The sequence below is a fragment of the Mesorhizobium sp. M0018 genome (assembly GCF_040323955.1).
Taxonomy (GTDB): Bacteria; Pseudomonadota; Alphaproteobacteria; order Rhizobiales; family Rhizobiaceae; genus Mesorhizobium.
The window spans coordinates 1-25,260 of the sequence record NZ_JAMYVL010000040.1; the positions used below are offsets into that span (position 1 = coordinate 1).

Genomic DNA, 25,260 nt, shown 5'->3' on the forward strand with positions numbered 1-25,260 from the left:
TTAACGTGGCAGTCGCTGAAAAGCTTTCGGCGCTGCGCACGGAAAGTTACTTTCAGGAACGCGCCGCCCGTGCCGACCTTCCCAAGGCGCTGCATATCCTGAAACGGGCCGGCAAAGGGAAGGCGCCGATCAAGGGCGACGAATTGCCAGAGTAATGTACCCCGAGGGGTAGAGCGGTACCGCTCGTACCGGAGTTTGCCTGCGTCCAAAGCGGCCGCCGGGCCGAAGACTGCCGGTCAAGGCTGGCGCAGCACGCGCCACAGCGATGCGGCTCTGGCCTTGACGGGCTGACTTCGGTCCGGCGTTCTCTCGACAAGCAGGCAGTTCCCTCGTCGAACATGATTTCCTTATCGGGAAAAGCCTGGACGAACTCTCTCCGACGCTGCTTCCACTTCGGCAACGGGCGAACCCGCTTGAAGATAGGCGAATACCCGAAACCAGAACCGGTACTCCCGTATCCGCCCATTGCAATACGCCGACACGGCGCACCAGGCGATTGCGGTTGCGGCTGTCTTTCCCCACAGGGCTGTCGCTGCCTCTGCAGCTTCAGGCACGGTCCGTTTCTGCACGGCGGCATCGCGGTTGAAGGCATCCAACAGATTGGGATCGCTCACCGCCCGATGGTGAGACGTGCCCGCCACAAGATACGGTCGTCATCAGCTGCGAACATCCTTCGGCCGAGCAACGGCAGGCAATGACGGTGCGCCGGCTGAAACGAATTTACTATGTCCGCAGCGTCGAATATTACGCCGCCCCGCGCCGTAGCGACCGAGCACTGAAAAAAGCTACACGATAGCGTAATGGTGGATACGCGATTGGAGCTACACATATGACCTTGAACATCCGAAACGACGAGGCTGACAAATTGGCGCGGGAGCTTGCCCGCCTCGACCGCACCAATATCACCGAAGCGGTGATATCCGCTCTCCGTGAGACAATCCGAAACCGGATGCAAAAGGAGCGGCCGCGCGAGACCGCACAGAAGATTCTGGCAAAACATGGCCTGTCTTTCCAACCTGATCGAAAGCCGGTCCCACAAGAAGCCTATCACGACCTGGATCACGATCTGCAGGGCGACGAATAATGTTCGTGGATGCCTGTGCCATCGTGTCGATGATGGCTGGCGAGGACACGGCCGATAGCTATGAAGCCGCCTTCTGGAAGCGCCCTCCCCCTTCACATCGACGCTCGCCGCGTGGGAGGCGATTATTGTTCTATCCCGGCCGGACCAGCTGAATTGCCCGTACAGCGCCGCCGAGGCGGTCGTGGTCAAATGGCTGGAAGCAGAAGAATCGCGCTTCGCGAGCCAGGATCGCCGCTGCGAGTACTGTCCTATGCCGTCGCGGTTGCCGAAAAACACGGAATTGGCAACGCTACCTCAGCAATTTCGATTGCTTTCACTACGCCTATGCCATGACAATGCGCGCGCCGCTGCTGACGCTCGACGGGCTCTTGCGCGAAACCGAAGTGAAGATCCTGCCACAAAGCACAACGGCCCTTTCCGCGGAAAAAAAGCCATAGCCGGAACGCGCCCCCAGAGCGCGCTGTGTGTATTGGCGATCTGCTGCCGCCGGGCGTGCTCAACATCGTCAACGGCTTTGGTCTCGAGGCGGGCAAGCCACTCGCGTCGTCGCCGCGCATTGCCAAGATCGCCTTTACCGGCGAGACCACGACGGGCCGGCTGATCATGCAATATGCCAGCCAGAACCTTATCCCCGTAACACTGGAATTGGGCGGCAAATCGCCAAACATCTTCTTCAAGGATGTTGTCGCCGAGGACGACGATTTCTTCGACAAGGCGATCGAAGGCTTCGTCATGTTTGCGCTAAACCAGGGCGAGGTCTGTACCTGCCCGAGCCGCGCGCTCATCCATGAATCGATCTACGATACGTTCATGGAACGCGCGCTGAAGCGCGTCGAGGCGATCGTACAGGGCGATCCGCTCGATCCGGCGACGATGATTGGCGCTCAGGCCTCGTCCGAGCAGTTGAGAAGATGACTGGAAACCGGATTAGACTATGCATGCAAAAAAGTTACGGCGACGCCGGAAGCCCCTGAACTGATCGCGGAAATTGTTGCCGAGCACGGACCAGTGCTGTTCCACCAATCCGGCGGCTGCTGCGACGGGTCTTCGCCGATGTGCTATCCGCGTGCTGGCTTCATCGTCGGCGATCAGGATGTGTTGCTCGGCCACATCGGCGACGCGCCCTTCTATATCGGGGCTTCGCAATTCGAGGTCTGGAAGCACACCGACCTCATCATCGACGTAGTGCCTGGCCGCGGCGGCATGTTCTGCCTCGATAACGGACGGGAGAAGCGATTCCTGACACGGTCGAAGATCTGCGCTGTTCAGATCGGGACGTAGCCTTCCCATCCGACTGCAGCCGATGCTCAGACCGCTACCGAACGCCCGCCTTGCCGGTTTCGAAATATTTGTCGAACTTTGTCGCGATGCTCCTGACAAAGGGCCGGCTTTCCGCAGGCACGACGAAGCGGTCACCATCAAGTTCAAGCAACCGCGCAGGATCTTGGAGGGCCGTGGAACTCGCTCGGACGAGAAGTCTTTGGCCGGCTGCGCACCGATATTCTTCCTTGGCGCATCGAGGGCGATGTCCTAGAGGTTGTCGGCAATACACCGGTTTTCGGCGGCGAAAAGGCGATCACTTACGCCGATGCCGCTCTGGTCCTTCGCGCTTTGTGCGTGAAGCGGCTCCGGAGCGGCGACGTCGGCAACTAACACGTGACGCTGCGTAGGTTCCCGTCAAAGCCGGAGGAGCCGGGCACAAGGGCAGCTCGGCTCCGTATCATCCACCCAGTATGCGTCACGATTTGCCCTGATCGCCTCTATTTGCCGCGCCCGACAAAGCGCTTCAGTCGACCTCACCTCGTCCACTTCGGCAAGACGTGGCGAGCGTCTGCGCGGCCGGCGAATTCATCCAACCCGACCCGCTTGCTGACACTGAAGAAGCAGGGCCAGGTGCCGAAGCGCATGATCCCCGACAAGCCTCGGCTCCTATGGAGCAGCGCGACCCTCCGGCTGCCCGCAACGATCTGGAGCGAGGCCAGCGCGAGCCCGCTGCCGAAAACCACGCCGAACGGCCCCGGGATCGGCGTCAGCGCCGGAATGGCCAGAAATAGGATTGTGAAGCCGATGCCGGTTTGGCGAAACGGGCCTCTCGCCAGGGCGGTTGGAACTCGAAATCACTGAAGGGGTTCTGATCCGCGACCGACTACTGCGTTGTTCTTCGTCGGCTAAAGTCGTTTGGTGTCAAGATTGCCATGGATGATTTTGGGACGGGGTATGCTTCACTCGCGTCTGGCGCAGAAGTCTGCGGCGCAGGCGAGCGTGCGGGCGTGCAATCAATCGTTCGTCAGATATTTCATCCGCTACTTGGAGACGCGGCGCTCAGCGATGGCGTGGCGTCCGCATCGCTGATATTGTCTCGCCAGACTGTAGGACGGCAGCATACGATGAATAGCGACCCCGAGAATCCCGAGTCCGTTGAACAACTACTCGACGTACCGGACCTCGCCAATGCTTTGGAAAACGAACAGTTCAGAAAATTTCTCGATCAAGTGCCGATTGCGATCGCAGTGTCGGACTTGCGAGGCGACGAACGTGTGGTCTACGCCAATCCCGAATTCGAGAAGCTGTCGGGTGTAAAGGCGGAAGAGCTTGCTCGGGAGGATTGGGCGGTCCTTTCCGCCAGCGGTCTCAATGAGCCGGCGGACCAGTCGCTGACCGAGGCGCTCGCGGACGAGACAGATTTCGTCGGGACGTTTCGGCTTCACCGCGGCGAGGATGAGCCCGCTATCGTGGACGTCTATTCGAATCTCATTCAGGAAGACAATGGCAAAGTCTGTTTTCGCCTCGTTGCCCTTGTCGACGTTTCGGCCCACAGCGAGACTGACACCCGCCAGACCGAGGAGCGTATCCGTGAAAAAGACGTTCAGCTGCGCGAACTACAGCACAGGGTAAAGAACAATTTGCAAATGATTACCGCCCTGATCCGAATGGAAGCTCGAAATGCGGTAGAGCCTGACCAAAAGCGTTTCGACCGCCTGGCAGGCCGCGTCAATGCCCTCGCGATGCTCTACCAAGCACTTTCCGGCGGCGAACCAAAGGACGAGGTCGATCTCGGCGTCTATCTCGGTCAGATCGCCTCGGCAGTCATGACGTCGCATGCTACCGAAGGTATCCGGCTTGATATGAGCGTGGACTCGTACCCGGTTTCGATCAATGTCGCCATGCCGGCGGGACTGGTTGTGAATGAACTGCTGACCAATGCACTGAAGCATGCTTTTCAAGGACGCGAAGGCGGCACGATCACTCTGCACAGCACCGTTGAAGGTGACGGGTGTCGTGTGGTCGTTGCCGATGACGGCATCGGCCTGCCAGCAGGCGAGACATGGCCCAGGCATGGCAAGCTCGGTGCGCTAATCGCGCGCTCGCTTATCGAAAACGCCAATGCGCAATTCCATGTGAGCTCCAGCCCGAATGAGGGCACGAAGGTAACTATCCTGTTCAGGCGGTCCGCCGCCGCCGCTCCGTAGATCGGACCTTGTCCAGACGAACCGCGCTGGTGGCTGGAGAGCGAATTCCAAGACTCTTGCCCGCAGATTTCGACGCGCCTTCTTCGATCGCTGACGGCCGCTAACGTCAGGGGAGCGGGTCCTTCAGCTTGCGGTTTTTGCCTTCGCGGTGAGAGCCGTTCCGCGGCAGCCCTGTTGGATCAGACAGCTTGTGGAGGAGCTTTCGCGTCATTTATTCAGACCCAGCGCGCCCGTCGACAAGGTCAGTTTCGAGCGCCTGCTGAGTGGTTCGAACGTTCTCAACTATCAGCTTTATTCGGACTCAGCCCGTAGTGTCGTCTGGGGCTCTTACTTCTGGGGTTCCCGGCTGGTGCGCCGGCATTTGAGTTGACGTTGAACGCATTTGGAACCGGCGGAGGGGCCGCAACCATATACGGCGCAGTCCTTGGCAGCCAACCAACGGCGCCCCTGGAAGCTATCTCTCGGCTTTCTCCGGTAGCAATGTCGAATTTCGCTACCGGTATACTTCTTCCAGTTCGTGCAGCACGGGAACGGGGGCGATCTCGCGGCCAAGCTTTAGCGTAACGGCTATCGTACCGGCCAACTGCCTGGTCGCCATGCAGAACATCGATTTTGGATCTGTGGGAACGCTAGGCGCAAATGTCGACGCGACGGGGCAGGTGTCGGTCACGTGCACGCCGGCTACCGCCTGTACTGTCTCCTTGAATGGAGGCACCACCGGCTCCACGCCAACAGCGCGCAAAATGTCGAAAGGCGCGGAAACAGTCACCTATGGCCTATTTAAGGATGTCGCGCGGTTGCAGCCATGGGGTGATGCATCGACCCCGGGAAGCACGGTGCCGGGGACCGGAGACGGTGCGACCCAAACCTGACCGTCTATGGACGGGTGCCGCCGCAGGCGACACACTGTGGTGGTGACGTCACTTACTGAACATGCCCGGTACCATGTCTTGCGAAATGACCCAAGACGACCCTGTCGGCGCCTCAACGTGCCGAATCTATGGACGGGTGTGCGTGGTGGATAGCCCCGCAGCGCTGCGATCCTGACCAAGAGAAGCCCGCCACCTAGCTGGTGACGGGCCGGCCGCGAGGCCAGGAGAGTGTTGTCAAAGCCTCACGGCCGATTCGACGCTCCCGTTAACGGCGCACTCTCCTCAGCGGCGCGCGATCAGCATGCAAAGCTGACGCAGATCGCTGTCATACGTGCCTTCGCTGCTGAGCACGTCGGCGCAGCGCTTCTTCATGCGAATCAGCTGGCTGCTGGACAGCTGAGCAACAACGCTCGGCGGGGTGCCGGGCGTCCCTGGCGTTCCAGGTGTCCCCGGCGTTCCGGGAGTCCCAGGGGTGCCGGGAACGGCACCGCCACCAACGCCAACGCCGACACCACCTGTGCCACCAACGTTGGCGCCGACCCCCGCTGTAACGCCGCCCGCGCCACCTACATTTGCGCCTGCGCCGGCAGTGACACCACTCCTGCCGCCTATATTAGCGCCTGCCCCAGCGGTCACGCCGTTCGTGCCACCTATGTTGGCGCCAGCACCGGCAGTGACACCACTCCTGCCGCCAATATTAGCGCCGGCACCGGCGGTAATGCCCCTGCTGCCGCCTATGTTAGCACCAGCGCCGGCATTCACTCCGCCGCGCCCACCGATCGAGGCGCCGGCTCCCGCTCTGATGCCGCCACTACCGCCGATCGAAGCGCCGAGACCAGCGTTGATGCCGCCTGGGCCGCCAATTGATGCGCCGGCACCGACGTTAATTCCCGCCGCACTGGAAGGAAATGATAGAGATAAAACAAGTGCACCACCGGCTAAAGCTGTGGCGAAACTCTTGACGAAATTTGCCATGACACTCTCCTTTGATACTTGCCTCATAGTAGCAGTTTCAATGCCCGCTGCTTCAGCGATAACGAGCTCAGAGAGTTAGTGGATTGCTAACCCGGAACTATCTTTGAGATTGTCACTTACGATTAGAAAAATATTCTGAAACAATTTGAAATGAATGGAGCGAGTACATTCTCGGCCCAGGCTCTTTCGTATTCGGCGATGAAGTTCACATGAGGGGTGTCACGCGCAGAGGCGCAAGTGTCGAGAACGGCGGGCACAATCGACCTCCTTACGAAGAGGATAACAGTGCCACGCGGCTTCCTACTCCAGAACGAGCACGCCCTCCTCCTTGGCGGCCTCCTGCAGGACTGCACCGCCAGCGTCCACTTCGGTCCCCTCTTGGTCCACTTCATGAGTTCCTCGGCGGCACCCTCGACATGGCTAACCCCGTACCGGATGCCAGGTCCGTCGGTCCTGACGTACACCGGAGGGGAGAACCAATGGGTTGCCATGGGGGGAACTTAGAGCGGCACAGGCCTGCCGACCAACGCAGGTTATAGGGAACGATGTAGGCCCTCGCGGGTTTAGAACTCGCAGCGCTCGGTTCTTCTCTTGGATGTGCAGCCGCTGTTGGGGCCCGTCGCCTTTCTCATGGGCGACGGGCCTCTTGGTTAGAACAGTCCGCTGGTTGCCATTGGGGGGAGTAACGCCCCCTCCTCTTTTGCAGCAGCCGGGAATGCCTTACCAGCCACTTGAGGTGACACCTTATCGGCCAGCGCGGCCGTGCAGATACGTACCGCAACGTTCCACCGATGTCCCCGGTTAGTCCACTTCATGAGTTCCTCGGCCGCACCCTCGACGCGGCTGATCGCGAGTGGCAAACGCGCACTGCGAGGTCCCAGCAAGGGCCACGCTTGGTCCACTTCATCAGCTCCTCGCCGGCTGTCTCGGCGTTGTTGACGTTGCGGATTTCCCCTGGACGCCCGGTCTTGACGGGGACCGGAGGGTTGAACCAGTGGCGAGCCATGAGAACTCCTATTCAGGAAAGATCATGCCCTCCTCCTTGGCAGCTTCCTCGAACGCGTCACGGGCCTGCTGTGGAGACACCTTGCCGCTGATGGCATCCATACAGGCGCGCTCCGCCTTTTGCCACTTACCACGCTTGGTCCACAAGACGAGTTCCTCGGCCGCAGCCTGAACGTGGTGGACCCCGTAGCGGAAGCCGTCATGCTCCGTCTTGACGTACACCGGAGGTGAGAACCAAAGGATTGCCATAGGCGGAACCTAGGGACGGACTTGTTATGCGGCCAGCTTCCGGTCGGGAGTATTGGTTCTGACGTGGGGGCAACCAGGGAGAGCCATGCGGCTATTCCCGAAGATCGAACGCGACGAACAGGCCAAAGGCTGGTGCAACATCAACAATAAGAGCGACCAGCTCGCAGTCACTTACCACCAGATGTGGCCCGTCGCGGCGCACCGCCGCAATAGTGTCATTGACGGAGACGATTTGGCCCCGACGGGCTTGTAAGATCAGCTCTTCAACAAGCTCGTGGGCAGTCATTTTGCTGGGTCGGCAGTTCGTCCAAATGTTCATACCAGGCCTCCCACCTCAGCGAGAAACCCAAGCCGCTATTCTGTAGGTCCCACAAAAAAATCAATGTTCCGATCGTACGAAGTAAAGGGGCGGAACGTTTGGCAGAATTTCTGAGCGGGGATCGGATAACTGGCTCGCGCGAAGAGCCCCCGACCTGCTAATCAGGGAAAGAGCCTGCCCTCCTCCTTTGCTGCCTCCTCGAACGCGTCACCGGGCCTGCTGTGGGGACACCTTGCCTCTTATGGCATCCACACAGGCGCGCTCCCGCGCTCGGTCCTCGTTTTGCTGGTTTATTTGGCCTGATGAATGCTCGAAACCGCCAGCTTGCCGGCCTTGATCGAGTAGGTAACAACGACCTTTTCACCGACCTTGAGCGTCTCGGCCTCGATCCCTTCCGGCAAGATGAACGTCTTGCCGTCGGACAGCGTGATCGAGTCGCCACTCTTGTCGACGCTTGCGATCGTGCCGGTGGTTGCCTTGGCGAAGGCACCGGTCGAGGATGCAAGGGCCAGTACCATTGCGGTTGCGATAACTGATTTTTTCATGTTCGTTTTTCCCGTTTGGTTTCGTTGCGATGCCGAAAGGGCCCGTTAGGCCCTGAGCGGCAACGGTGACGATCCGGAGCGGTAGGGCTTGCCGGATCATTTCTCTCATTCGAGAGAAGATGGATCGAACTTAGGCGGCGGAGTTTGCGACAGGATGGCCGCTACTTTACAAATAGGTAAGCCCGCCGCTGCGCACCCCTGAGGTCAAGCCCGAGGGCAGCCCTTTGCGCGACATCCCTCTATCTCTTTGTTTTGACGCAATTCCGGACGGAAAACCGTTTCACACTTTTCCTGGAATTGCCCTAGAAATCGCGCAGGTGCTCGGCGTCTCGTCCGGACGAAGGCCTGGCCGACAGGACGGCGGCGACGACCGAAGCGGCGACAAGGCCGAGCACGACCCCAAGATAACCCCAGGGGATCGACAGCGCCTCGGGCGGAGGGTCGAACACGCCAGTCAACAGCTTCACCAGCATCCACGCCGTCAGGAACCCCGACAGCAGACCGAATGCGAAACCACCGACGAGGATGAGGAGGCCTTCGCCCCACAGGAAGGCCGCCAATTGCCGGGGCTTGGCGCCGATGGCGCTCAGTATGGCGAGGTTCCTGCGGCGCTCGATGAACCCCAATGCCAGCATCAGGCCGGCGGCGGCAGCCGCCATGACAACAGAAAACCCCAGTTCGATCGTGGTCAGCCCGCCGAGGTCGACCGCCGTCAGGCTCGAGCCGATGAGATGAGCGGCTTGTGCGATGTCGGCAACCTTCAGCGACGGATCGAAGGAAAGCACCGAAACGGCCTGTCGTGCCAGCGCTGACGGATCGGCCTTTGCCCGCATCAGGACGTATTCGGATGCATCCGACCCGGTCATGCGGCCCACGTAGGCGGCGTTGGCGACGAGGAAGGAGTCCTTCGGCGCGGTCGGAAACTCACGCACAACACCAATGAACCTGAAGGCGATGGGATGGTACTGGCGATCCTTTGCATCCATGAGCCGAAGATTGATCGTATCGCCTTGCTGGAGCTGGAAGTCTTGCACGTTCTCTTCCGACACCAGAACACCGTTGGGAGTCAGGGTGAGCTGGTCGAGCATGCTGGCCGCGCTGGCGCCGCTGAAATAGGCATCGGAAAGGCTCGTTGCGCGTTCGATGCGCATGGGGTCGATGCCATAGAGATCCTGCAGGTCGGCGCCGACATAGGCGAAACGGTGCTGCATGGGCTCTGCCGCTGCCGCCTCGGGCAGTGCGGCCAGCGCTGCCAGATGTGTCCCGGCCGGCCTGCCCGATGTGCCGAAGACGGTGACGTCGGAACCATTGGTCAATTCCGCGTCGATGCGCGCCTGTGCGTTGTAGGTGGTGTTGAAGATCGCGGTCGACGTGGCGAAGGAGATCGCCAGCGCGGTCATGGCGATGCCGACGGTCAGGCGTCCCGATTGCCGAGACAGCGCCGCCGATACGACGTTCGCGAGAGGCCCGGCGACTGGCGCGATGATCGCCCGAAGGCCCGCGCCGTTGCGCGCGATGATAGTGCCCGACAGCCGCACGGTCAGCAGCGCCATGCCCAGCCAGAACAGCGCCGGTGCGATGAACGCTTTGTAGTCCACCGAGGTTGCGGCGACGCCTTCGGGTGCCAGCACGATCTGGTATCCGGTGCTCGCCGACTGCCAGAAGAAGAGCCCGGCTGCCGCGAGCAAAAGCATGTCCAGCCATAGGCGCTGCCAGACCGGCGTCCCCGAGCGGCTGACGGCACGCCGCGCGGCACTGACAGTCGCCCAGCGCGCGTCACGCCAGGCAAGAAACAGAAAGGCGACGAAACCGACGAGCAGCCCGAACAAGGCGACAAGAAGCAGTGTCGGACCGCTCGTGCTCGCCGTTACATGCTGGCCCGAAGCGATGCGGCCGAAGAGCAACGCCGCGGCTATGCCAAGCGCGGTTCCGCCGACAGCGGCGATCGCGGCCTCGGCTGCCGACAGGGACAGGATTGTCCTTGTCGTGGCGCCGCGGACGCGCAGCAGCGCCTGCTCCATCCGCCGGCGCGCCGCACCGGACGATGTGACCGCAAAGGTGAGCGCAATGGCCAGCGCAATGCCGGGCAGCCCGAGAAACAGGAACAGCACGGAGGCGTAAAGTGCGTCCTCGCGGACTGCTCCGAGGCGGGAGCCGAGATTGTCGGCGACCAGAGCCTGACCCACGGTCCGCGCCTCGAGGTTGCGCTTTGCACTGGTGACGAATGTATAGGCCGTGACAGGATCGGTGGGCAGCGCCTCATGGGCGAGCCGAACATGCCATTGCAGCCTGGTGGTGTCGGGGCGCATTTTCTGCTGCGGGTCGAACAATTGCTGCCAGTCCTGCCGTGACAGCACAAGCACATTGTCAGGCGGCGCCTGCGGAGCAGCCTGGGGCGGCAGGCCTACCGCCTGGAACAGCGAATCGGCGTCGGGAAGGTCGATCACGCCGGCAACTTTCACTTCTGCCGGGGGCAGCCCGATTCGCTTGATCGACACCGTGTCGCCGGGGCCGACATGTAGGTTGGCCGCCGTCTGCTGGGCAATGAGAACACCGTCGGTCTTGCCGGAAAGCGGCCGGACTTCGGCCGGAAAGGCCCGGGAATAGCCGCTATCGAAGGCGATGACCTGTCCCGGTCCGGTGGTCTGCGTGGTGCCGCCGGTCTGGGCCTCGAAACCGGCGACATCCGCATAGCGGACCTGGTAAACGGCCTTGACCGGCGTGGCTTCGCTCACCGCCTTACCGATCAAGTCCGGATCGGCACCGGAAATCACCTGGACCTGCCAGTCGATCGGCACGGCCGATATGGCGCGAGCCGTCATAGAGGAGCTGGCGCTGGCGAGAAAAAGCGCCATCGCCGCGAGAAGCGCTACGCTGAGCGCGACGCCCGCCATCGAGCCGGCGATACGAACGAAACGACGGGCGAGTATGCCCCGAAGCCAAAGCAAAAGCATCATGCTGTGACGTTCCACGGCCGACCGGTGACCAGCCGGCCGTGATCCATTGTCCAGCGCGTTGCCATGCGAGCCGCGACCGCTTCGTCATGCGTCGCCACGACCAGCGCCACGCCGGTGTCCTCCAGCCGGTCCAGCACGGCGTCGAAGAAGAATTGCGCCGTCCGGCTGTCGAGCTGCCCGGTTGGCTCGTCGGCAAGAACGAGTTTCGGTCCTGTGGCCAGCGCCCGGGCCATGGCAATGCGCTGCGACTGTCCGCCGGACAATTCCTCCGGCAGTTTGTCGCCAAGCTCGCCGAGGCCAAACGATTCCAGCAGTGCTGCCGCGGTTTCATCCGCGGCGCTTTCGCCGGCCAGCACCATTGGCAGGCCGACATTCTGGGCCGCCGTAAGGGCGGGAAACAGGCTGGGCGACTGGAACACGAATCCGACCTGACGCGGCCGCAGTTCCTCGAACGGGCCGAGCCCGGGCCATTCAATGGTGCCGGTCGTCGGTCTGTCCAGCCCGCCAAGAATATGCAGCAGCGTTGTCTTGCCGCTGCCGGAAGGCCCGACCAAGGCAATGCGCGCGCCCGCCGCGATCTCGCAGTCGACATCGCGCAAAACGGTGATCCGGCCGGCGTTCCCATCATGAAAGTCGCGGCCAAGACCTTTGCCGACAACTAGCGTCCTACTCACCCTCGATCCTCCCGTCTCTCAGACGGATGATCCGGTCGGCTCTTTGCGCCAGCGCTTTGCTGTGGGTTGCGAGCAGCGTCACCAGTCCGGCTTCGCGTCTGGCCTCGAACTGCTCGATCAGCCCTGATTCAGTGTCGCGGTCGACCTCCGCGGTCGGCTCATCGGCAACCAGAATGGGGGGATCCGCGGCCAGCGCCACGGCAAGGCCGGCGCGCGCCGTCTCGCCGCCCGAAAGCTCGGTTGGAAATGCATTTCCGCGATGCGACAGGCCGACACTTTCCAGCAGGGCGCCAATCCCTTTCTCGTTGTGCTTTCCCGCCAGCAGCATCTGCAAACGGATGTTCTGCTCGACGCTCAGGTGGCCAAACAGGTTGCCGGACTGTAGGAGGATGCCGAAATTGGCGGTGCGAATGCGCGTGCGCTCGGCCTCCGATCGTCGGGTCAGGCGCAGGCCGGCCACCTCGACATGACCACCATCCGGCTCGTCCAGCCCGGTTACGCAGGCCAGCAAGGTGGACTTGCCGCTGCCGGACGGCCCGGTCAGGGCGACGATCTCACCGGGCGACATCTGAAAACTTACACCGCGCAGTGCAGCCGTCTCGTCGTCGCCGATGTGATAGAACCGATAGAGTTCGTGCGCGTCCAGCGCGTGCATCTCACTTCCACCGCAACGAGTTGGACATCAACTGCCACTGGTCGACATTGTCGGCGCCCTTTGGCGCATAGAGTTCGAGCGTGACGAGCTTGCCGTCCTTGAAATAGAGGTAGCGCTCATTCTCCAGGCGGACCTGCCTGTTGGTCACCGCGTTCGGTTCGGAGTTGGACGTGTAGACGATGCGGATCGCCGGCCCCGCCGGCAACTTGACCTGCTTGACCGCCGTAACCCGGACTGCTCGACCGGTGGATTGCAGCTTCGGAACATAGTCCGCCTTGACGCTGTCGACGGTTGGCGCGGCGTCCGCCTTCGCCACGGAGACAACGACGCCGTCGAGCTTGTCGACGAAGCTGGCGCCGTCGGCATGATCCGAGCGCGCCCAGCCCTCCGGCACCTTCATGGTGAAACCTTGCGGCGAGGCATAGTCGATGAAGACCTGCGTATCGGGAATGTCCCCAGGAGGGTTCTTTTCCGCGGGGACGACCTTCTCGGCCGCCAACGCCGGCAGATTTGCGAAACCTGGAATGAGCGCGCCGGCAGCGCCTAGACATGCCGCGACAGTAAGCATCGGCAGGATCCGGCTGATTTTTCGATGAGCGGACATCATTTGAGCGGCCTTTCGAGTTGGCACGGCGAATGCACTCACTATCGCGCATCAAGCTTACAGGCATGTCGCCTGGTTCATACGGATTGGTAAGCTTGGAGGGCAGTGCCTAGCCAGCCGACGGTTTTGCAGCCGGAAAACTGACGACGACCGCGAGGCCTGGACGGCGGTCTTCCAGGGCAATGGATGCGCCGTGCAGATCGGCTATGGCGCGCACCAGGCTAAGCCCAAGGCCGCTGCCGGGCGTCGAGCGGCTATTGTCGAGCCGGTAGAGCCGTTGGAATACTTTTTCACGCTCCTCAATAGGAATCCCCGGGCCGTCGTCGCCGACTTTCGCAACAATGCGGTCGTCCTGCCGGGTCACCGACAATTCGATGACGGTGCCTGCCGGGCAATGCCGCAAGGCGTTCTCCACCAGATTGGCGAACATCTGCGTCAACAATTCCCAATCGCCTTGGATCTGACATTGTGCGCCTTGAAAGATCTTTGCCGTCAGCGACTTTCCGTCATCCTCGGCAACGTCCGCATAGATTTCGGCAATGCTCTCAACGACGCCATTGACGTCCAGATCGATGAAGCGCGCCTTGCGTGCTCCAGCCTCGATCTGGGCGATGCGCAGCAAGGCATCGAACGTCTCATTGATCTGGAGCCCTTCCGCCCGGGCGTCCGCCAAATCATCGGAAACCGCTTCGCCCAAAGCGGTCTTGTCGGCGGCGGCTTCCAAAATCATCTGCAGGCGGTTCAGCGGCGTCTTCAAATCATGCGCGATGTTGGCGCTGACCTGCTTCATGCCTTCGACCAGCGCCGACAGCCGGTCGAGCGCAGCGTTGACCTGTGCGGAAACCCCGTCAATATCGTCGCCGTTGCCAACCAGGGGAATGCGGGCGTCAAGCCGCCCATGCGACACGTCGACCATAGTGGCGGCGATACCGTCGAGGCGGCGCTGGACACGCGAGGCCAGCAAGGCGCCGCCGGCCACCGCCAGGCCGGTGATGATGAGGGTTCCCCAGCCGAAGCTCATCAGCGCAATGCTTTCCAGCTCTTCGGTCTCGGAAAGGCTGAAAGCGACCGTCAGACTGTTTCCGCCAACCGAACCGGACCAGGCCCTATAGACGGTGTCGGCTGGCACGCCGGGCATGGTGGCCTCAAACATCGAGAAGCCGTCGGGAAGGTCCGCCGCGGTAAAGTTGCCGGCAAGATGATTGCCGGCCGGACCGGTCAGCGAGAACAGCTGCTCTTTCTTGGTTGAGAGCGCCGCGTGGCTGTCGACCGTGGCAACCAGATCCTCCAGGTCGCTTTCGGCATAAGTTACCGCCACCACGGAATAGGTCTCTTTGATGGATTCGTCGAGCCGCTGGGCAAGGTCGGCGCTCATCAGCTGATAGACGATGGCGCCCGACAGGATAAAGGCAAGCACGAACAGGAAGCCGAAGGTCAATGCAAGCCGGAAAGGCGTGCTGCGCAGCAGGCTGGGGCCCGATCCATCCCGGTAGAAACGGGATGGGACTCTATCTTCTTGTTTGGCCATGATCTTTTCCAACAACCGGGCCCACTTTTTGGGATCATGGTCTAGATAGGCGCATGCAGACTGTAGCCGGTGTTGCGGACCGTATGGATAAGCTGGGTTTCGAACGGCTTGTCGATCTTGGTCCTCAGCCGGCTGATATGGGTTTCGACGACGCTCGTCTTGGGATCGAAATGGAAATCCCAGACGCGTTCCAGCAGCATGGTCCGGGTGATGACGCGGCCTTCGCCACGCATCAGCACTTCGAGCAGGCTGAATTCCCGCGGCTGCAGGTCGATCACATGCCCCTGCCTGGTGACGCGGCGCATGATCAGATCCATTTCGAGATCGGCGACCCGCAATGCGGTCTTCTGCTCCTGCGCCGGCGGCCGGCGGCCAAGGGCGTTGATGCGGGCGAGCAGCTCGGAAAAGGCGAAAGGCTTGACGAGATAGTCGTCGCCGCCGGCCTCCAGTCCTTCGACCCGGTCATCGACGCCACCGACCGAGGTCAAAAAGATCGCCGGCGTTCGCACCCCGGCGGCACGCACCGCCTTGATCATCGACAGGCCGTCCAGGCCGGGGATCATCCGATCCGCTATGATCACGTCATAGGCGTCGCGTGTCGCGGCAAACAGCGCGTCATGCCCGTTGCGCAGCAGATCGCAGACATGCCCGGCTTCGCTCAGTCCCTTGACGACGTAGTCGGCCGTCCGTGGGTCATCCTCAACAAGGAGAAGTCGCATCTCTGTTCCGGTCTGTTGCCGAGGCTTTGTCAGTGCGGCATGCTAGCACCGGCGGCGGTCCGTTCCTAGAATATCCGCCAGCGCCTGGTGGCTCGTCGTCGTTGCACATGCCCACAGTGTCATCCGACCGGATCGCGCGCAGGAACAAGCATCCTGCGCAGCACGGCGTCTTTCAGAATAAAATGATGGAAGAGTGCCGCACTGGCATGAATGCAGATCAGGACGATGAACACCGGCTTTGCCCAGGCATGGATATCGCCCATCCAGCCCCAGAGATGAAAGGCCAGAAGCCCGGAAACAGGAACAGCGACGAGAAAGCCGTAGAACAGTGCATGCGTTGCGCGTGAGGCGAAAGCCATCCATTTCGGCATTGTCGATTGCGGCTTGGGCGCACCGACAAAGAGGCGGACGGCCAGTCGCACGAACACCAGCAACAGGATCGCCAGGCCGACCCAGTAATGGGCGGACCCCATGGTCTGCTCGTAGGTTGACAGTCGGCGTCCTGCCGCTGCCGCATCGACATAGGTTGTCATGTTTTCCCCGAACAGGAGCTGGAACAGGACAAGCGCCGCTATCGTCCAATGCAGGCTAATTTGGAGGCCGCTATAACCGGATTTCTTGGAGTTCATTCTTCTGTCCATGAGGTGAGCGCGATAGCTGCCCATAGCAACCCACGGCAGGGATCCGTGACGTTTTGGCGCGTTCTCGTCGCGTCAGGCGGGTGTGCAGATGCTTGATTCCTACTCCGATTCAAGCAGGATTTTGTCGGCCTCGTCGGTGTCCTTCTTCAGGCTCATGTAGAGAACCAGGGCGATGATGCAGCCAAGGAAGAGGATGCTGGTCAAGGTGGTGCCAAAGCCTAGGCCGCCATATTCGACCGGCTGCGAGAGCAGGTCGCCGAATGAAGCGCCCAGCGGCCGCGTCAGGATGTAGGCGAGCCAGAAGGCAAGGATGCCGTCCAGTTTGAGAACATAATGGGCAAAGGCGATCAGCGCGATGACGCCGCCAAACAACAGGCCGGTGGTGAGGTAGCCCATGTCGAACTTTTCGGCGACCAGATCGCCTGCCGCGGTGCCCAGCGAGAAGGTGAACAGTATCGCCAACCAGTAGAAGATCTCGCGCCTGGTGGTGAAGATCGTGTGGATGGACAGGGTCCTCTCGCTGGCGTACCAGACCGCGAATGTTGCGGCGAGCGCGATGCTGAATGCAATCGTCGTCGTTTCAAGCCGCACCCCGAAATTGTCGACGAGATTGTCGGTGATCAGCGTGCCGACAACGCTGATCAGCACGACCGCCAGCCAGTAGGCCCATGGCACATAACGTTTCTGCGCGAATTGAAGGATGAGCGCGACAATCAGGATGCCGGTCATGATCAGCGACGTAACGGTGAGCCCGAGGCCGAGATTGACGGCGAGATAGTCGGCCGCCGTCTCGCCCATGGTCACCGCCAAGAGCTTGATCAGCCAGAAATCGACGGTGACATCGGGAACCCGGTTAAGAGCAGGCGCGACCCATCGGGCGGCTGGCGAGAGCATGGCTGTATCCCTGTCGTTGATGGAGAAGGTAGGGTCGACTTACTTGCCCAGGATTTTCATGGCCTGAGCGAAGAAGTCGTCGGCGCGCTTGTCGTCGTCGGCGTTGCAGCGCTCGATTCCCTTGGTCTCCAGCTCGGAAACCTTGGTCTTGTCCGTATCGCTGAGTTTCGCCGTTGCTTCTGCTGCCCTCAGATCCTTGAGCGAGGTTTCGCAAGGGGTCGTGGCTGCGGATGCTGATAAAATCGGGTTGGCGATGGCAACTGTACCGAGCGCGAGGGCGAGAACCAGTCTGTTCATATGATATCTTCCCTATTTGGCGCCGGGGTTCCGGCAGTGTCGATCAAGCTCTGGCCAGTCGACCGGCAGCAGCGACTACCGGGCAGCAGCGACCATAGGGAGGCGAGTTCGCCGGCATCTGTCCGGTGGTTTACTTTTTTGTAAGAATTCGAGAAAACCCGTCGATTGCCTCGCCATCAGGCGGCGGAAAGAGTAGCTGGTTACGCGCAACGACACTTCGGCCCACCCATAGACTTGCCAGAGCCGCGGGAAACCAATGACCTACGCCTCCCTCAAACCTTCACCAAAGGCATTCGACCAGCACAAGCGCCTCATCGTTCTCCAGGTAGCGGCCGTCCTGGCCATAGCGCTGCTGCTGTTTGTCAAGCCGTTCCTGAGCGAAGGGTCGAGCGGACACGAGTTCGTCGAACTGCTGGGCGGCCTCCTCATCCTCATTTGTGTCGGTGGCCGTCTGTGGAGCATTCTCTATGTCGGCGGCAAAAAGAACGAAGAGTTGATTTCCGCCGGGCCATTTTCGATGACCCAGAACCCGCTCTACTTCTTCTCAACGATCGGCGCGGTGGGCATTGGGCTGATATATGGATCCGTCGTGGTGGCCGTGGCACTTGGCCTAGCCAGTTTCGTCGTTTTTCGGGTGACGGCGCGCAAGGAAGCTGAATTCCTGCTGGGAAAGTTTGGCCCCGCTTATCTGGCGTATGCGGAGCGAACGCCGCGCTTCTGGCCGAACCCGCTGTTGTTCGCCGACCAGGCCGAACGACAGTTCTCAACGCATGCCTTGAAGCGAACATTCTATGACGGGCTTTATTTCCTCGCCCTTTTTCCGGTGATCGAAACGGTCGAGCATTTTAGGAATGGCGGCTTCCTGCCGACACTGTTCACCCTCTATTGATCAATGCATAAATCTGCTGCCATTCGCCCACGCTCGTCGCTATCAACTGGGACAGTAGCGACCGTTTTCGCTAAAGACATAAGAGCATCGACTGATTTTCGGCACTTGGCGCAATACAGACCGGGAATTTGCGATATCGGATGGTCATTTACCGGAAGGGCACTAGCGGGACGGCGGCCAACGGAAAACCCATCTCCCAACATTGGCCAAAACATTTTCGCCGGACCCCCTTGTAGACGCACTCTTTCGCGATGTGGCTGTCGGCCGTTGAGACGGATTGCATTGAATGCGTATTTTACTTGCTGAAGACAATCGCGAATTGTCGACATGGCTTGCCCGCCTGCTGCGGCGCGATCATTACGTGATCGACTGCGTCTATCGCGGCGACGATGCCGACCTCGCACTCGCCAGTCAGGACTATGCGCTGGTCATCCTCGATCTGGCCTTGCCGCATCTTGATGGCATCGAGATCTTGCGGCGGCTGCGAAGTCGCGGCAGCACAACGCCCGTCATCATTCTCACCGCCAACGATGCCGTATCGAGCCGGGTGCGTGGCCTCGACAGTGGCGCCGACGACTATCTGGTCAAACCGTTCAACGTCGATGAATTCGAGGCGCGCGTCCGCGCGCAGCTGCGGCGTGGTCGGGCAAACTTCGACCCGATGGTGCGGTTCGGCACGCTCGCCTTCGACACGCAGGCACGTGCCTTCACCCTCGGCGAAAGCCCGCTTCACTTGACCGCTCGCGAACATGCCGTGCTTGAAACGCTGATCATGCGCGCCGGTCGGCCGGTCCAGAAGACTATGCTCGCCGAGAGTATCTTCGGCTTCGACGACGAGACAAATCCGAACGCCCTGGAAATCTGCGTTCACCGCGTCAGGAAGAAGCTGGAGGGCAGCGGCATGGCGATCACCACTCTTCGCGGTCTCGGCTACGCCCTGCGAATCGACGATGGCCACTAGAAGCCTCCAGCGTGAACTGCTCGCCTGGCTCGTCGTGCCACTGACGGCCGTCGTCTCGTTCAACGTGTGGACGACCTACAAGAATGCGGAGGAAACCGCCAATCTGATCACCGATCGAACCCTTCTGGCATCGGCTCGGGTAATCGCGGAAAACATTCGCGAAAACGACGGCGTGCTGGAAGCGCCGATCCCGCCGGCTGCGCTGGAAATGTTCGCATCCGATCAGCCCGACCGCGTCGTCTACCGCGTGACGACACCACGTGGCCAAGTCATTGCCGGCTATCCCGATGTCATCGCACCGCCTGGCCAACCCGCCGATCTCAATCCGGTCTATTTCGAAACGACGTTTCGCGACCAGCCTGTCCATGCGGTTGCCATTGCCCAGCCCATGGTCAGCAAGCAGAACCCGGGCAATGCAATGGTGGCGGTCGGTCAGACGTTGAGGGGGCACGACAAGCTGATGACCGGCCTATGGCTCAAGGCGCTGCGCGACCAGGTGCTGCTCGTCGCGGCTGCCGGCCTGCTCGGCGTTTTCGGGCTGCGCCGTGGCTTGGCGCCGATCCTGCGCCTTCGCAACGATGTGATGGAGCGCGATCCGGCGGAACTGAAGCCTTTCGCCGCCGACACTGTCCAGAGCGAATTGCGCCCGCTTGTCGAAGCGCTGAACGAGGCCTTCAACCGCATCCAGCGCCAGATGGCCACGCAGAGGCGCTTCGTCGCCAACGCCGCGCACCAGTTGCGGACGCCGCTGGCGCTGTTGAAGACGCAGGTCAGCGTCGGCCTGCGCGAACGCGATATCGGCACCAAGGATGAAATTCTGGCCGCGGTCGACATGTCTGTCGATGGCATGGCGCGGCTGTCGAACCAGCTTCTTTCACTTGCCCGCGCCGAGCAGGGTAGCTCTTCGCTGATGAAATCCAGCGTCGATTTCAGCGCCGTGGCCAGGGATGCTCTCGAGGGGTTGGCGCAGGCGGCGCTGTCGCGCAACATCGACCTCGGATTCGAGTCCGAGGGAGATGATCTCATCGTGTGGGGACATCCGACCTTGCTTCGCGAACTTGTCGTCAACGTGGTCGACAACGCCCTGCGCTACACCCCACAAGGCGGCTCGGTCACCGCAAGGATCGGCCGCGATGCGAGCTGGATCGTGCTGCAGGTGGAAGATACGGGACCGGGCATTGCCGAAGGCGACAAGGAAAAGGTGTTCGAGCGCTTTTATAGAGGGTCCGAACCGGACAGCGAAGGCACCGGCTTGGGTCTCGCCATCGTGCGCGAGATTGTCTCGTCGCATGACGGCGAGATCGCGCTCGCCAACCGCAAGCCGCTGCCCGGATTGAGCGCCCAAGCCAAGCTGCCCGCCTACCAGGCAGCCCAAGCCTGATTCAGCTTCCCGACTTGGTTCAGGTCATTGCGTCTCGTGCAGGGGCTGCGGACGCCATTTCGCCAGCCGGTCCTCGACCATCGTCATCAGATATTCCGCACCGAGCGCCACCACCATGACGATGACGATCGCGGCATACATGCCGGCCGCGTCAAAGGAGCCCTTGGCGATGTTGATAAGCAGGCCGATGCCGTAGCGCGAGCCGACGAACTCGCCGACGATGGCGCCGATTATGGCAAAGCCGAAGCTGACATGCAGGCTGGCGAAGATCCAGCTCATCGCCGACGGCACGATCACCGAGCGTGTCAATTGCCAGTCGGAAGCGCCAAGGATACGGGCGTTGGCGATCATCGCCCGGTCGGCTTCGCGCACGCCCTGGAAGGCGTTATGAAAGACCACGAAGAAAACCATGACGAAGGCGAGCGCCACTTTCGAGGCCAGCCCCAGGCCCAGGATCATGATGAAGATCGGCGCCAATACCACGCGAGGAATGGAATTGATCACCTTGATGTAGATGGAAAAGATATCCGCGGCCATGCGGTTGCGGCCAAGCGCGACGCCGATGATGATGCCGGTAACCGAACCGGTCACGAAGCCGATAGTGGCTTCCTCCATGGTGACAAAGAGATGGTACCAGAGCGGTCCTTCCGACGTTCCTTCCGTCGTCCATTCGTAGAGCCTGGCCGCGATCGTGCTCGGCATCGCGTAGAAGAACGGATCGATCCAGGCGAGGCGGCCGGCGATTTCCCACAAGGACAGGAAGATGACGAGGATGGCAATCCGCCAGAAGATTACCGTGCGGCGGCGGTGCTTCGCCGCCTTTGCGGCGGCGGCTTCGATTTCGGCGTCAGAGGTTCCTGGCCTGAAGCTTCCGGCGCTGACGTCGATGGCAGCATCAGTCATAATGTTCTCCTTCAGGCCGCCGCCCGCGCATAGCTGGTCTCGACCTCTTCCTTGAGATCGGCCCAGATTGTGCGCGAATAATTGATGAAGCTCTGCTCGTAACGGATATCGGCGACGACGCGCGGTCGCGGCAGATCGATGGTGTAGACCGACTTCACTGTCGCCGGACCAGCAGTCAGCACATAGACCTTGTCGGCCAGGGCGATCGCCTCCTCCAGATCGTGGGTGACGAAGACCACCGAGGCCTTGGCCTGCGACCACAGCCGCAGCAGCTCTTCATGCATGAGCACGCGTGTCTGCACGTCGAGCGCGGAGAACGGCTCGTCCATGAGCAGAATCTCGGGGCCGTTGATGAAGGTCTGGGCGAGCGCCACGCGCTTGCGCATGCCGCCCGAAAGCTGGTGCGGATAATGCTGCTCGAACCGTGACAGGCCGACGCGCGCCAGCCAGTCGCGCGCCGCGGCCATGGCCGTCGACCTCGGCCTGCCGCGAAACAGCGGGCCCGCCATGACGTTCTCGATCACCGTGCGCCAGGGAAACAGGGCGTCGCTCTGGAAAACGAAGCCGATGCGTGGGTCTATTCCCTTGACTGGGCCGCCCATGACGCGAACCTCGCCGGCGCTTGGGGCTGCCAGACCGGTGATCAGGTTGAGGCTGGTCGACTTTCCGCAGCCGGTCGGGCCGACGACGGCGACGAATTCGCCACGCTCGACCGTCATGGTGAAGTCGCGCAACGCGGTCAGCGATTTGCCGGTGGGGGAGAGGAAGCGGCGGCTGACATTGATCAGCTCGATCGCCGGAACGGTTTTTTCGGCAGCCATGATAAAGATACTCCAAGGCCCAGCGGTCGCCGCGCGGGAGATCGCCGGACGCAGAAACAGGATGGATCCGGCGCGAGGCTCGCGCCGGCGATGTCGGCTATTTCACGTTCTTGACGAACTCGGTGGTGTAGGTCTTCGACAGGTCGATCTGCTTGCCCTGCAGGTCCTTCTTGAAGGCCGAGAGCACGGTTAGCACCGTTTCCGGGCCGCCTTCCGGCATGACGCCGTCGGCGGTGAACATTGCTTTGCCGGCGTCCAGCGCCTTCACATAGCCTTCCTTGTCGCCGACATAGTAGTCCTTCGGCATCTTTTCGGCGATCTCGGCGCCGCTATGGGTGTTGATGAACTTCAGTGTCTTGACGAAGGCATTGGCCAGCTTCTGCACCGTCTCCTTGTGGGCGTCGACCCAGTCCGTTTGCATGTAGAGGGAAGCAGCCGGATAGGTGCCGCCGAGCGCGGCTTTGGTAGCTTCCATCGTACGCATGTCGACAAGAATGGAAGCTTCGCCGGTCTTCAGAAGCCGGGTGATCGTCGGTTCGGTCGTCATGCCGGCCTGAATCTTGTCCTGCTGCATAGCGGCGATGAAGGTGTTGCCGGCGCCGACCGGAACCGAAGTGAATTCACCGAGCTTCAAGCCGTTCTTGACGGCAAGATATTCCGTCAGGAAGTTTGTCGAGGAGCCGAGGCCAGTCACGCCAAGGCTCATTCCCTTGAAGTCGCCGGGCGATTTGATCTCAGGATGCTTTGTGGAAACGAGTTCGACTTCTCCGGGCGCCTGGCTGAACTGGACAACGGATTCGACGAATTTGCCCTTCGCCTGCAGATCGATGCTGTGGTCGTAGAAACCGACCACCGCCTGCACGGCCCCGGCCAGCATCTCGTTCTCGGCATCGACGCCGGCCGGCTCGTTCAGCAATTCGACATCGAGACTTTCGTCCTTGAAGTAGCCGAGCGCTTCCGCCAGCTTGGCGGGCAGATAGATCTGCTTCTCGTAGCCACCCACCATGATGGAGATCTTATCGTCGGCGCGAGCCGATGGTGCGGACAGGGCTATGGTGGCGACGAGTGCAATTGTAGCGGCTGAATCAAGCAGTGTTCGCTTAGGCGACATGGCCTCTTCCCTTGGTTCGGTTCCCGCGTCCCTCTCTTCTCCCATCGCTTTTGCGACATTGCGAGGACGCGCGGCATAGTTATGGCATCAACCTTTCATCAACCTGTCAAACGGGAACGCGAACGGCTTCAAGGTTTGGAGTTCTGCCGCAGCTGTGCAGCGCGGCGAACGCTGTGCAACAGGATGGCGAGGCAACCAATCAACAGCAGGGCAGCGCCGAGCAGCGGGGGCAGCCCCAGCAGCTTTACAGCCGCCGCGATGACTGCCACCAGAACCAGCGCCAGCAGCGCCAGACTGCCGTCATCGACGAACATGCCAAGGCATTCCTTGGCTGCGAGCCGAATGACGTTCATCGGGCGAGCTCTCCGGTGAGTGTGGGGTAGGTGCTGCGCAGCCAGCGCACCATGGCAAACGACGCCAGCGCGACGATAGCGAAAATGGCGAGCAAAGCGAGATCGGCGCCCGGCCAGTCGGCGCCAATCCCTTCGCCGGTCCAGAAGATGCCGAAGCTGGTCAGCATCAGCCCGACGACGAATTTGAGCGCATTCTCCGGCACCCGCGCCAGCGGCCGGTGGACCGCCAGGCCGATAAGCATCACCAGGAAGAACGCCGCCAGCGCGCCGAGGCCGGCGTAAAGCGTGTGCCCGTGTGCTGCTCCGACGGCAATGACGATGAACACCACCTCGACGCCCTCGAGAAGCACTGCCTTGAACGACGCCAGTCCAGCGAGGTAGTCGGCGCGGCGGTCGTTTGCCTGCTGGTGCAAGGCAGCGGTTTCCCTGGAGAACGCCGCCGCCTCGTCATGTATGGCGATGACGCCAACAGCGCGCAGAATGGCTTTTCGCAGCCAGCGCATGCCGAACAGGATCAGCAGCACCCCGACGACGAACTGCAGCGTGCTGATTGGTACGAGTGCCAACACTGGGCCGAACGCCAGCACCAGGGCCGTCAGCACCGCCAGCGCCAGTGCGGCGCCGGTGAGCGCCGGGCGCCAGCTGCGCGTCAGCCCGACAGCAAGCACGATGGTGAAGGCCTCGACGACCTCGACGAAGGACGCCAGGAATGCCGCCGTGACCGTCGAAAGGATGGGTGTCAGTGTCTGCATGGAGGTTTCTGTCTCGTTTGACCCAATGCTCATCGCAACCTCTAACATCCGGGATGTTGCGACGACCGTTTGAATCCGCCCATCGCGCCACGATCAACTCGTGAATTCGCCGACCTCAACTAAGGCATGACAGGATCATCGTCAGCCAGCCGCCGCCTTGGACCTCGACGTTTTGATAGCTGCTCGTCTCATTGTTGGCACATAAGGAGCTAGAGAATTCTTGTCGCCAGGTTGTCCAGCCGGGAGTTCTCACGATAGGCCAATCGCACCATAACGGCACCTAAGACGCCCGTCACTGCGCCGCCGATTACGTCGGTGAGGTAGTGGGTCCCAATGTAAATTCTCGACCAACAAATCAGAAATGCCAGCAGGGACAGCACTAACGTCCGGCGCGGCAGAGCTTGCATCGCAAAGGCCGCAACGATTGCGATGGCTGCGGTCGCGTGATCGGATGGGAATGACCAGTCCGCGCTTGGCGCAATCAACAGGTGGGTCACACCGGCATCGTAGGGCCGCAGCCGGTGGACGAATAGCAAAATGAACTGATTGATCGCCAGACCGAGCAGGAACGCCAAGCCGGCGGACAAGGCAGCATGGCGCA

At 61.3% G+C, this 25,260-nt stretch carries 29 protein-coding genes and 4 pseudogenes; 10 read left to right on the top strand and 23 right to left on the bottom strand.

Annotated features, from left to right (window positions below):
• Positions 1-347: 347 nt before the first annotated feature.
• Positions 348-641, bottom strand: a complete 294-nt coding sequence (locus tag NKJ81_RS32790; protein ID WP_502904358.1) for a Y4oE-related protein — start codon at positions 639-641, stop codon at positions 348-350.
• A gap of 188 nt (positions 642-829) precedes the next feature.
• On the opposite strand from NKJ81_RS32790, the gene NKJ81_RS30755 reads away from it, so the two are divergent.
• The 3 genes and pseudogenes from NKJ81_RS30755 (at position 830) to NKJ81_RS30765 (ending at position 2,365) form a co-directional block, all read left to right on the top strand.
• Entirely contained in the window at positions 830-1,084 is a 255-nt protein-coding gene (locus NKJ81_RS30755; RefSeq protein ID WP_352507621.1) for a type II toxin-antitoxin system VapB family antitoxin, read from the top strand.
• A gap of 468 nt (positions 1,085-1,552) precedes the next feature.
• Positions 1,553-1,996: pseudogene (gene adh / locus NKJ81_RS30760) on the top strand (aldehyde dehydrogenase); the annotation flags it as partial.
• Between the two features lie 3 nt (positions 1,997-1,999).
• Complete coding sequence (locus tag NKJ81_RS30765; protein WP_352542776.1) at positions 2,000-2,365, top strand: DUF779 domain-containing protein; 366 nt, start codon at positions 2,000-2,002, stop codon at positions 2,363-2,365.
• Positions 2,366-2,399: 34 nt separating this feature from the next.
• Here the strand turns inward: NKJ81_RS30765 and NKJ81_RS30770 are convergent.
• Both NKJ81_RS30770 and NKJ81_RS30775 read right to left on the bottom strand, forming a co-directional pair.
• Positions 2,400-2,573 (bottom strand): annotated as a pseudogene (locus tag NKJ81_RS30770) (coproporphyrinogen III oxidase); the annotation flags it as partial.
• A 448-nt stretch (positions 2,574-3,021) separates the two neighbouring features.
• A pseudogene (locus NKJ81_RS30775) lies at positions 3,022-3,159 on the bottom strand (exopolysaccharide biosynthesis protein); the annotation flags it as partial.
• A gap of 5 nt (positions 3,160-3,164) precedes the next feature.
• Here NKJ81_RS30775 and NKJ81_RS30780 point away from each other — a divergent pair.
• From NKJ81_RS30780 to NKJ81_RS30795, 4 genes and pseudogenes are all read left to right on the top strand, one after another.
• Positions 3,165-3,315 (top strand): annotated as a pseudogene (locus tag NKJ81_RS30780) (EAL domain-containing protein); the annotation flags it as partial.
• Positions 3,316-3,471: 156 nt separating this feature from the next.
• The gene (locus NKJ81_RS30785) at positions 3,472-4,554 is read left to right on the top strand and encodes a sensor histidine kinase (RefSeq protein ID WP_352542777.1); all 1,083 of its coding nucleotides are present in this window, start codon (positions 3,472-3,474) and stop codon (positions 4,552-4,554) included.
• Positions 4,555-4,744: 190 nt separating this feature from the next.
• Positions 4,745-4,924 (top strand): spore coat protein U domain-containing protein, encoded by a 180-nt coding sequence (locus NKJ81_RS30790; protein ID WP_352542752.1) that lies wholly within the window; start codon positions 4,745-4,747, stop codon positions 4,922-4,924.
• 226 nt (positions 4,925-5,150) lie between these two features.
• Positions 5,151-5,426 carry a spore coat protein U domain-containing protein gene (locus NKJ81_RS30795; protein ID WP_352542753.1) on the top strand — a complete coding sequence of 92 codons (276 nt, stop codon included), beginning with the start codon at positions 5,151-5,153 and terminating at the stop codon, positions 5,424-5,426.
• Between the two features lie 282 nt (positions 5,427-5,708).
• Here the strand turns inward: NKJ81_RS30795 and NKJ81_RS30800 are convergent, their stop codons facing one another.
• The 14 genes from NKJ81_RS30800 to NKJ81_RS30865 form a co-directional block, all read right to left on the bottom strand.
• Positions 5,709-6,401 carry a hypothetical protein gene (locus NKJ81_RS30800; protein ID WP_352542754.1) on the bottom strand — a complete coding sequence of 231 codons (693 nt, stop codon included), beginning with the start codon at positions 6,399-6,401 and terminating at the stop codon, positions 5,709-5,711.
• 650 nt (positions 6,402-7,051) lie between these two features.
• A complete protein-coding gene (locus NKJ81_RS30805) occupies positions 7,052-7,303 on the bottom strand; it encodes a DUF982 domain-containing protein (protein WP_502904359.1) in 252 nt (83 codons plus the stop codon).
• Between the two features lie 112 nt (positions 7,304-7,415).
• A complete protein-coding gene (locus NKJ81_RS30810; protein ID WP_352542755.1) occupies positions 7,416-7,655 on the bottom strand; it encodes a DUF982 domain-containing protein in 240 nt (79 codons plus the stop codon).
• Positions 7,656-7,746: 91 nt separating this feature from the next.
• Positions 7,747-7,974, bottom strand: coding sequence for a hypothetical protein (locus tag NKJ81_RS30815; protein ID WP_352542756.1), 228 nt, complete (start codon positions 7,972-7,974; stop codon positions 7,747-7,749).
• Positions 7,975-8,264: 290 nt separating this feature from the next.
• Positions 8,265-8,519: a DUF1344 domain-containing protein gene (locus tag NKJ81_RS30820; protein WP_352542757.1), complete on the bottom strand. Its 255-nt coding sequence runs from the start codon at positions 8,517-8,519 to the stop codon at positions 8,265-8,267.
• A 302-nt stretch (positions 8,520-8,821) separates the two neighbouring features.
• Positions 8,822-11,476 (bottom strand): ABC transporter permease, encoded by a 2,655-nt coding sequence (locus tag NKJ81_RS30825; protein ID WP_352542758.1) that lies wholly within the window; start codon positions 11,474-11,476, stop codon positions 8,822-8,824.
• The gene (locus NKJ81_RS30830) at positions 11,473-12,150 is read right to left on the bottom strand and encodes an ABC transporter ATP-binding protein (protein ID WP_352542759.1); all 678 of its coding nucleotides are present in this window, start codon (positions 12,148-12,150) and stop codon (positions 11,473-11,475) included. Before NKJ81_RS30830 ends, NKJ81_RS30825 begins: the two co-directional genes overlap by 4 nt.
• Positions 12,143-12,805 (bottom strand): ABC transporter ATP-binding protein, encoded by a 663-nt coding sequence (locus NKJ81_RS30835; RefSeq protein WP_352542760.1) that lies wholly within the window; start codon positions 12,803-12,805, stop codon positions 12,143-12,145. The genes NKJ81_RS30830 and NKJ81_RS30835 overlap by 8 nt, the downstream gene beginning before the upstream one ends.
• A gap of 1 nt (position 12,806) precedes the next feature.
• Entirely contained in the window at positions 12,807-13,373 is a 567-nt protein-coding gene (locus NKJ81_RS30840; RefSeq protein ID WP_352542761.1) for a hypothetical protein, read from the bottom strand.
• Positions 13,374-13,518: 145 nt separating this feature from the next.
• Positions 13,519-14,937, bottom strand: a complete 1,419-nt coding sequence (locus NKJ81_RS30845) for a sensor histidine kinase (RefSeq protein ID WP_352542762.1) — start codon at positions 14,935-14,937, stop codon at positions 13,519-13,521.
• 41 nt (positions 14,938-14,978) lie between these two features.
• Positions 14,979-15,656: a winged helix-turn-helix domain-containing protein gene (locus tag NKJ81_RS30850; RefSeq protein WP_352542763.1), complete on the bottom strand. Its 678-nt coding sequence runs from the start codon at positions 15,654-15,656 to the stop codon at positions 14,979-14,981.
• 119 nt (positions 15,657-15,775) lie between these two features.
• Positions 15,776-16,285, bottom strand: a complete 510-nt coding sequence (locus NKJ81_RS30855) for a cytochrome b (RefSeq protein ID WP_352542764.1) — start codon at positions 16,283-16,285, stop codon at positions 15,776-15,778.
• A gap of 111 nt (positions 16,286-16,396) precedes the next feature.
• Positions 16,397-17,191, bottom strand: a complete 795-nt coding sequence (locus tag NKJ81_RS30860; protein WP_352542765.1) for a COG4705 family protein — start codon at positions 17,189-17,191, stop codon at positions 16,397-16,399.
• A 39-nt stretch (positions 17,192-17,230) separates the two neighbouring features.
• Complete coding sequence (locus tag NKJ81_RS30865) at positions 17,231-17,488, bottom strand: hypothetical protein (RefSeq protein WP_352542766.1); 258 nt, start codon at positions 17,486-17,488, stop codon at positions 17,231-17,233.
• A gap of 256 nt (positions 17,489-17,744) precedes the next feature.
• On the opposite strand from NKJ81_RS30865, the gene NKJ81_RS30870 reads away from it, so the two are divergent.
• The 3 genes from NKJ81_RS30870 (at position 17,745) to NKJ81_RS30880 (ending at position 20,719) form a co-directional block, all read left to right on the top strand.
• Positions 17,745-18,377 carry a methyltransferase family protein gene (locus tag NKJ81_RS30870; protein ID WP_352542767.1) on the top strand — a complete coding sequence of 211 codons (633 nt, stop codon included), beginning with the start codon at positions 17,745-17,747 and terminating at the stop codon, positions 18,375-18,377.
• 286 nt (positions 18,378-18,663) lie between these two features.
• Positions 18,664-19,338 carry a response regulator gene (locus tag NKJ81_RS30875; RefSeq protein ID WP_352542768.1) on the top strand — a complete coding sequence of 225 codons (675 nt, stop codon included), beginning with the start codon at positions 18,664-18,666 and terminating at the stop codon, positions 19,336-19,338.
• A complete protein-coding gene (locus tag NKJ81_RS30880; RefSeq protein ID WP_352542769.1) occupies positions 19,328-20,719 on the top strand; it encodes a sensor histidine kinase in 1,392 nt (463 codons plus the stop codon). The genes NKJ81_RS30875 and NKJ81_RS30880 overlap by 11 nt, the downstream gene beginning before the upstream one ends.
• Positions 20,720-20,743: 24 nt before the next feature.
• Here NKJ81_RS30880 and NKJ81_RS30885 read toward each other — a convergent pair whose 3' ends face one another.
• From NKJ81_RS30885 to NKJ81_RS30910, 6 genes are all read right to left on the bottom strand, one after another.
• Positions 20,744-21,622: an ABC transporter permease gene (locus NKJ81_RS30885; RefSeq protein ID WP_352542770.1), complete on the bottom strand. Its 879-nt coding sequence runs from the start codon at positions 21,620-21,622 to the stop codon at positions 20,744-20,746.
• 11 nt (positions 21,623-21,633) lie between these two features.
• The gene (locus NKJ81_RS30890; protein ID WP_352542771.1) at positions 21,634-22,443 is read right to left on the bottom strand and encodes an ABC transporter ATP-binding protein; all 810 of its coding nucleotides are present in this window, start codon (positions 22,441-22,443) and stop codon (positions 21,634-21,636) included.
• A gap of 97 nt (positions 22,444-22,540) precedes the next feature.
• Positions 22,541-23,554: an ABC transporter substrate-binding protein gene (locus NKJ81_RS30895; RefSeq protein WP_352542772.1), complete on the bottom strand. Its 1,014-nt coding sequence runs from the start codon at positions 23,552-23,554 to the stop codon at positions 22,541-22,543.
• 128 nt (positions 23,555-23,682) lie between these two features.
• On the bottom strand, positions 23,683-23,907 hold the full coding sequence (locus tag NKJ81_RS30900) for a hypothetical protein (RefSeq protein ID WP_352542773.1): 225 nt from the start codon (positions 23,905-23,907) through the stop codon (positions 23,683-23,685).
• Complete coding sequence (locus NKJ81_RS30905; RefSeq protein WP_352542774.1) at positions 23,904-24,659, bottom strand: COG4280 domain-containing protein; 756 nt, start codon at positions 24,657-24,659, stop codon at positions 23,904-23,906. Before NKJ81_RS30905 ends, NKJ81_RS30900 begins: the two co-directional genes overlap by 4 nt.
• A 209-nt stretch (positions 24,660-24,868) precedes the next feature.
• On the bottom strand, positions 24,869-25,260 hold a 392-nt coding region (locus NKJ81_RS30910; protein ID WP_352542775.1), incomplete at its 5' end, for a phosphatase PAP2 family protein.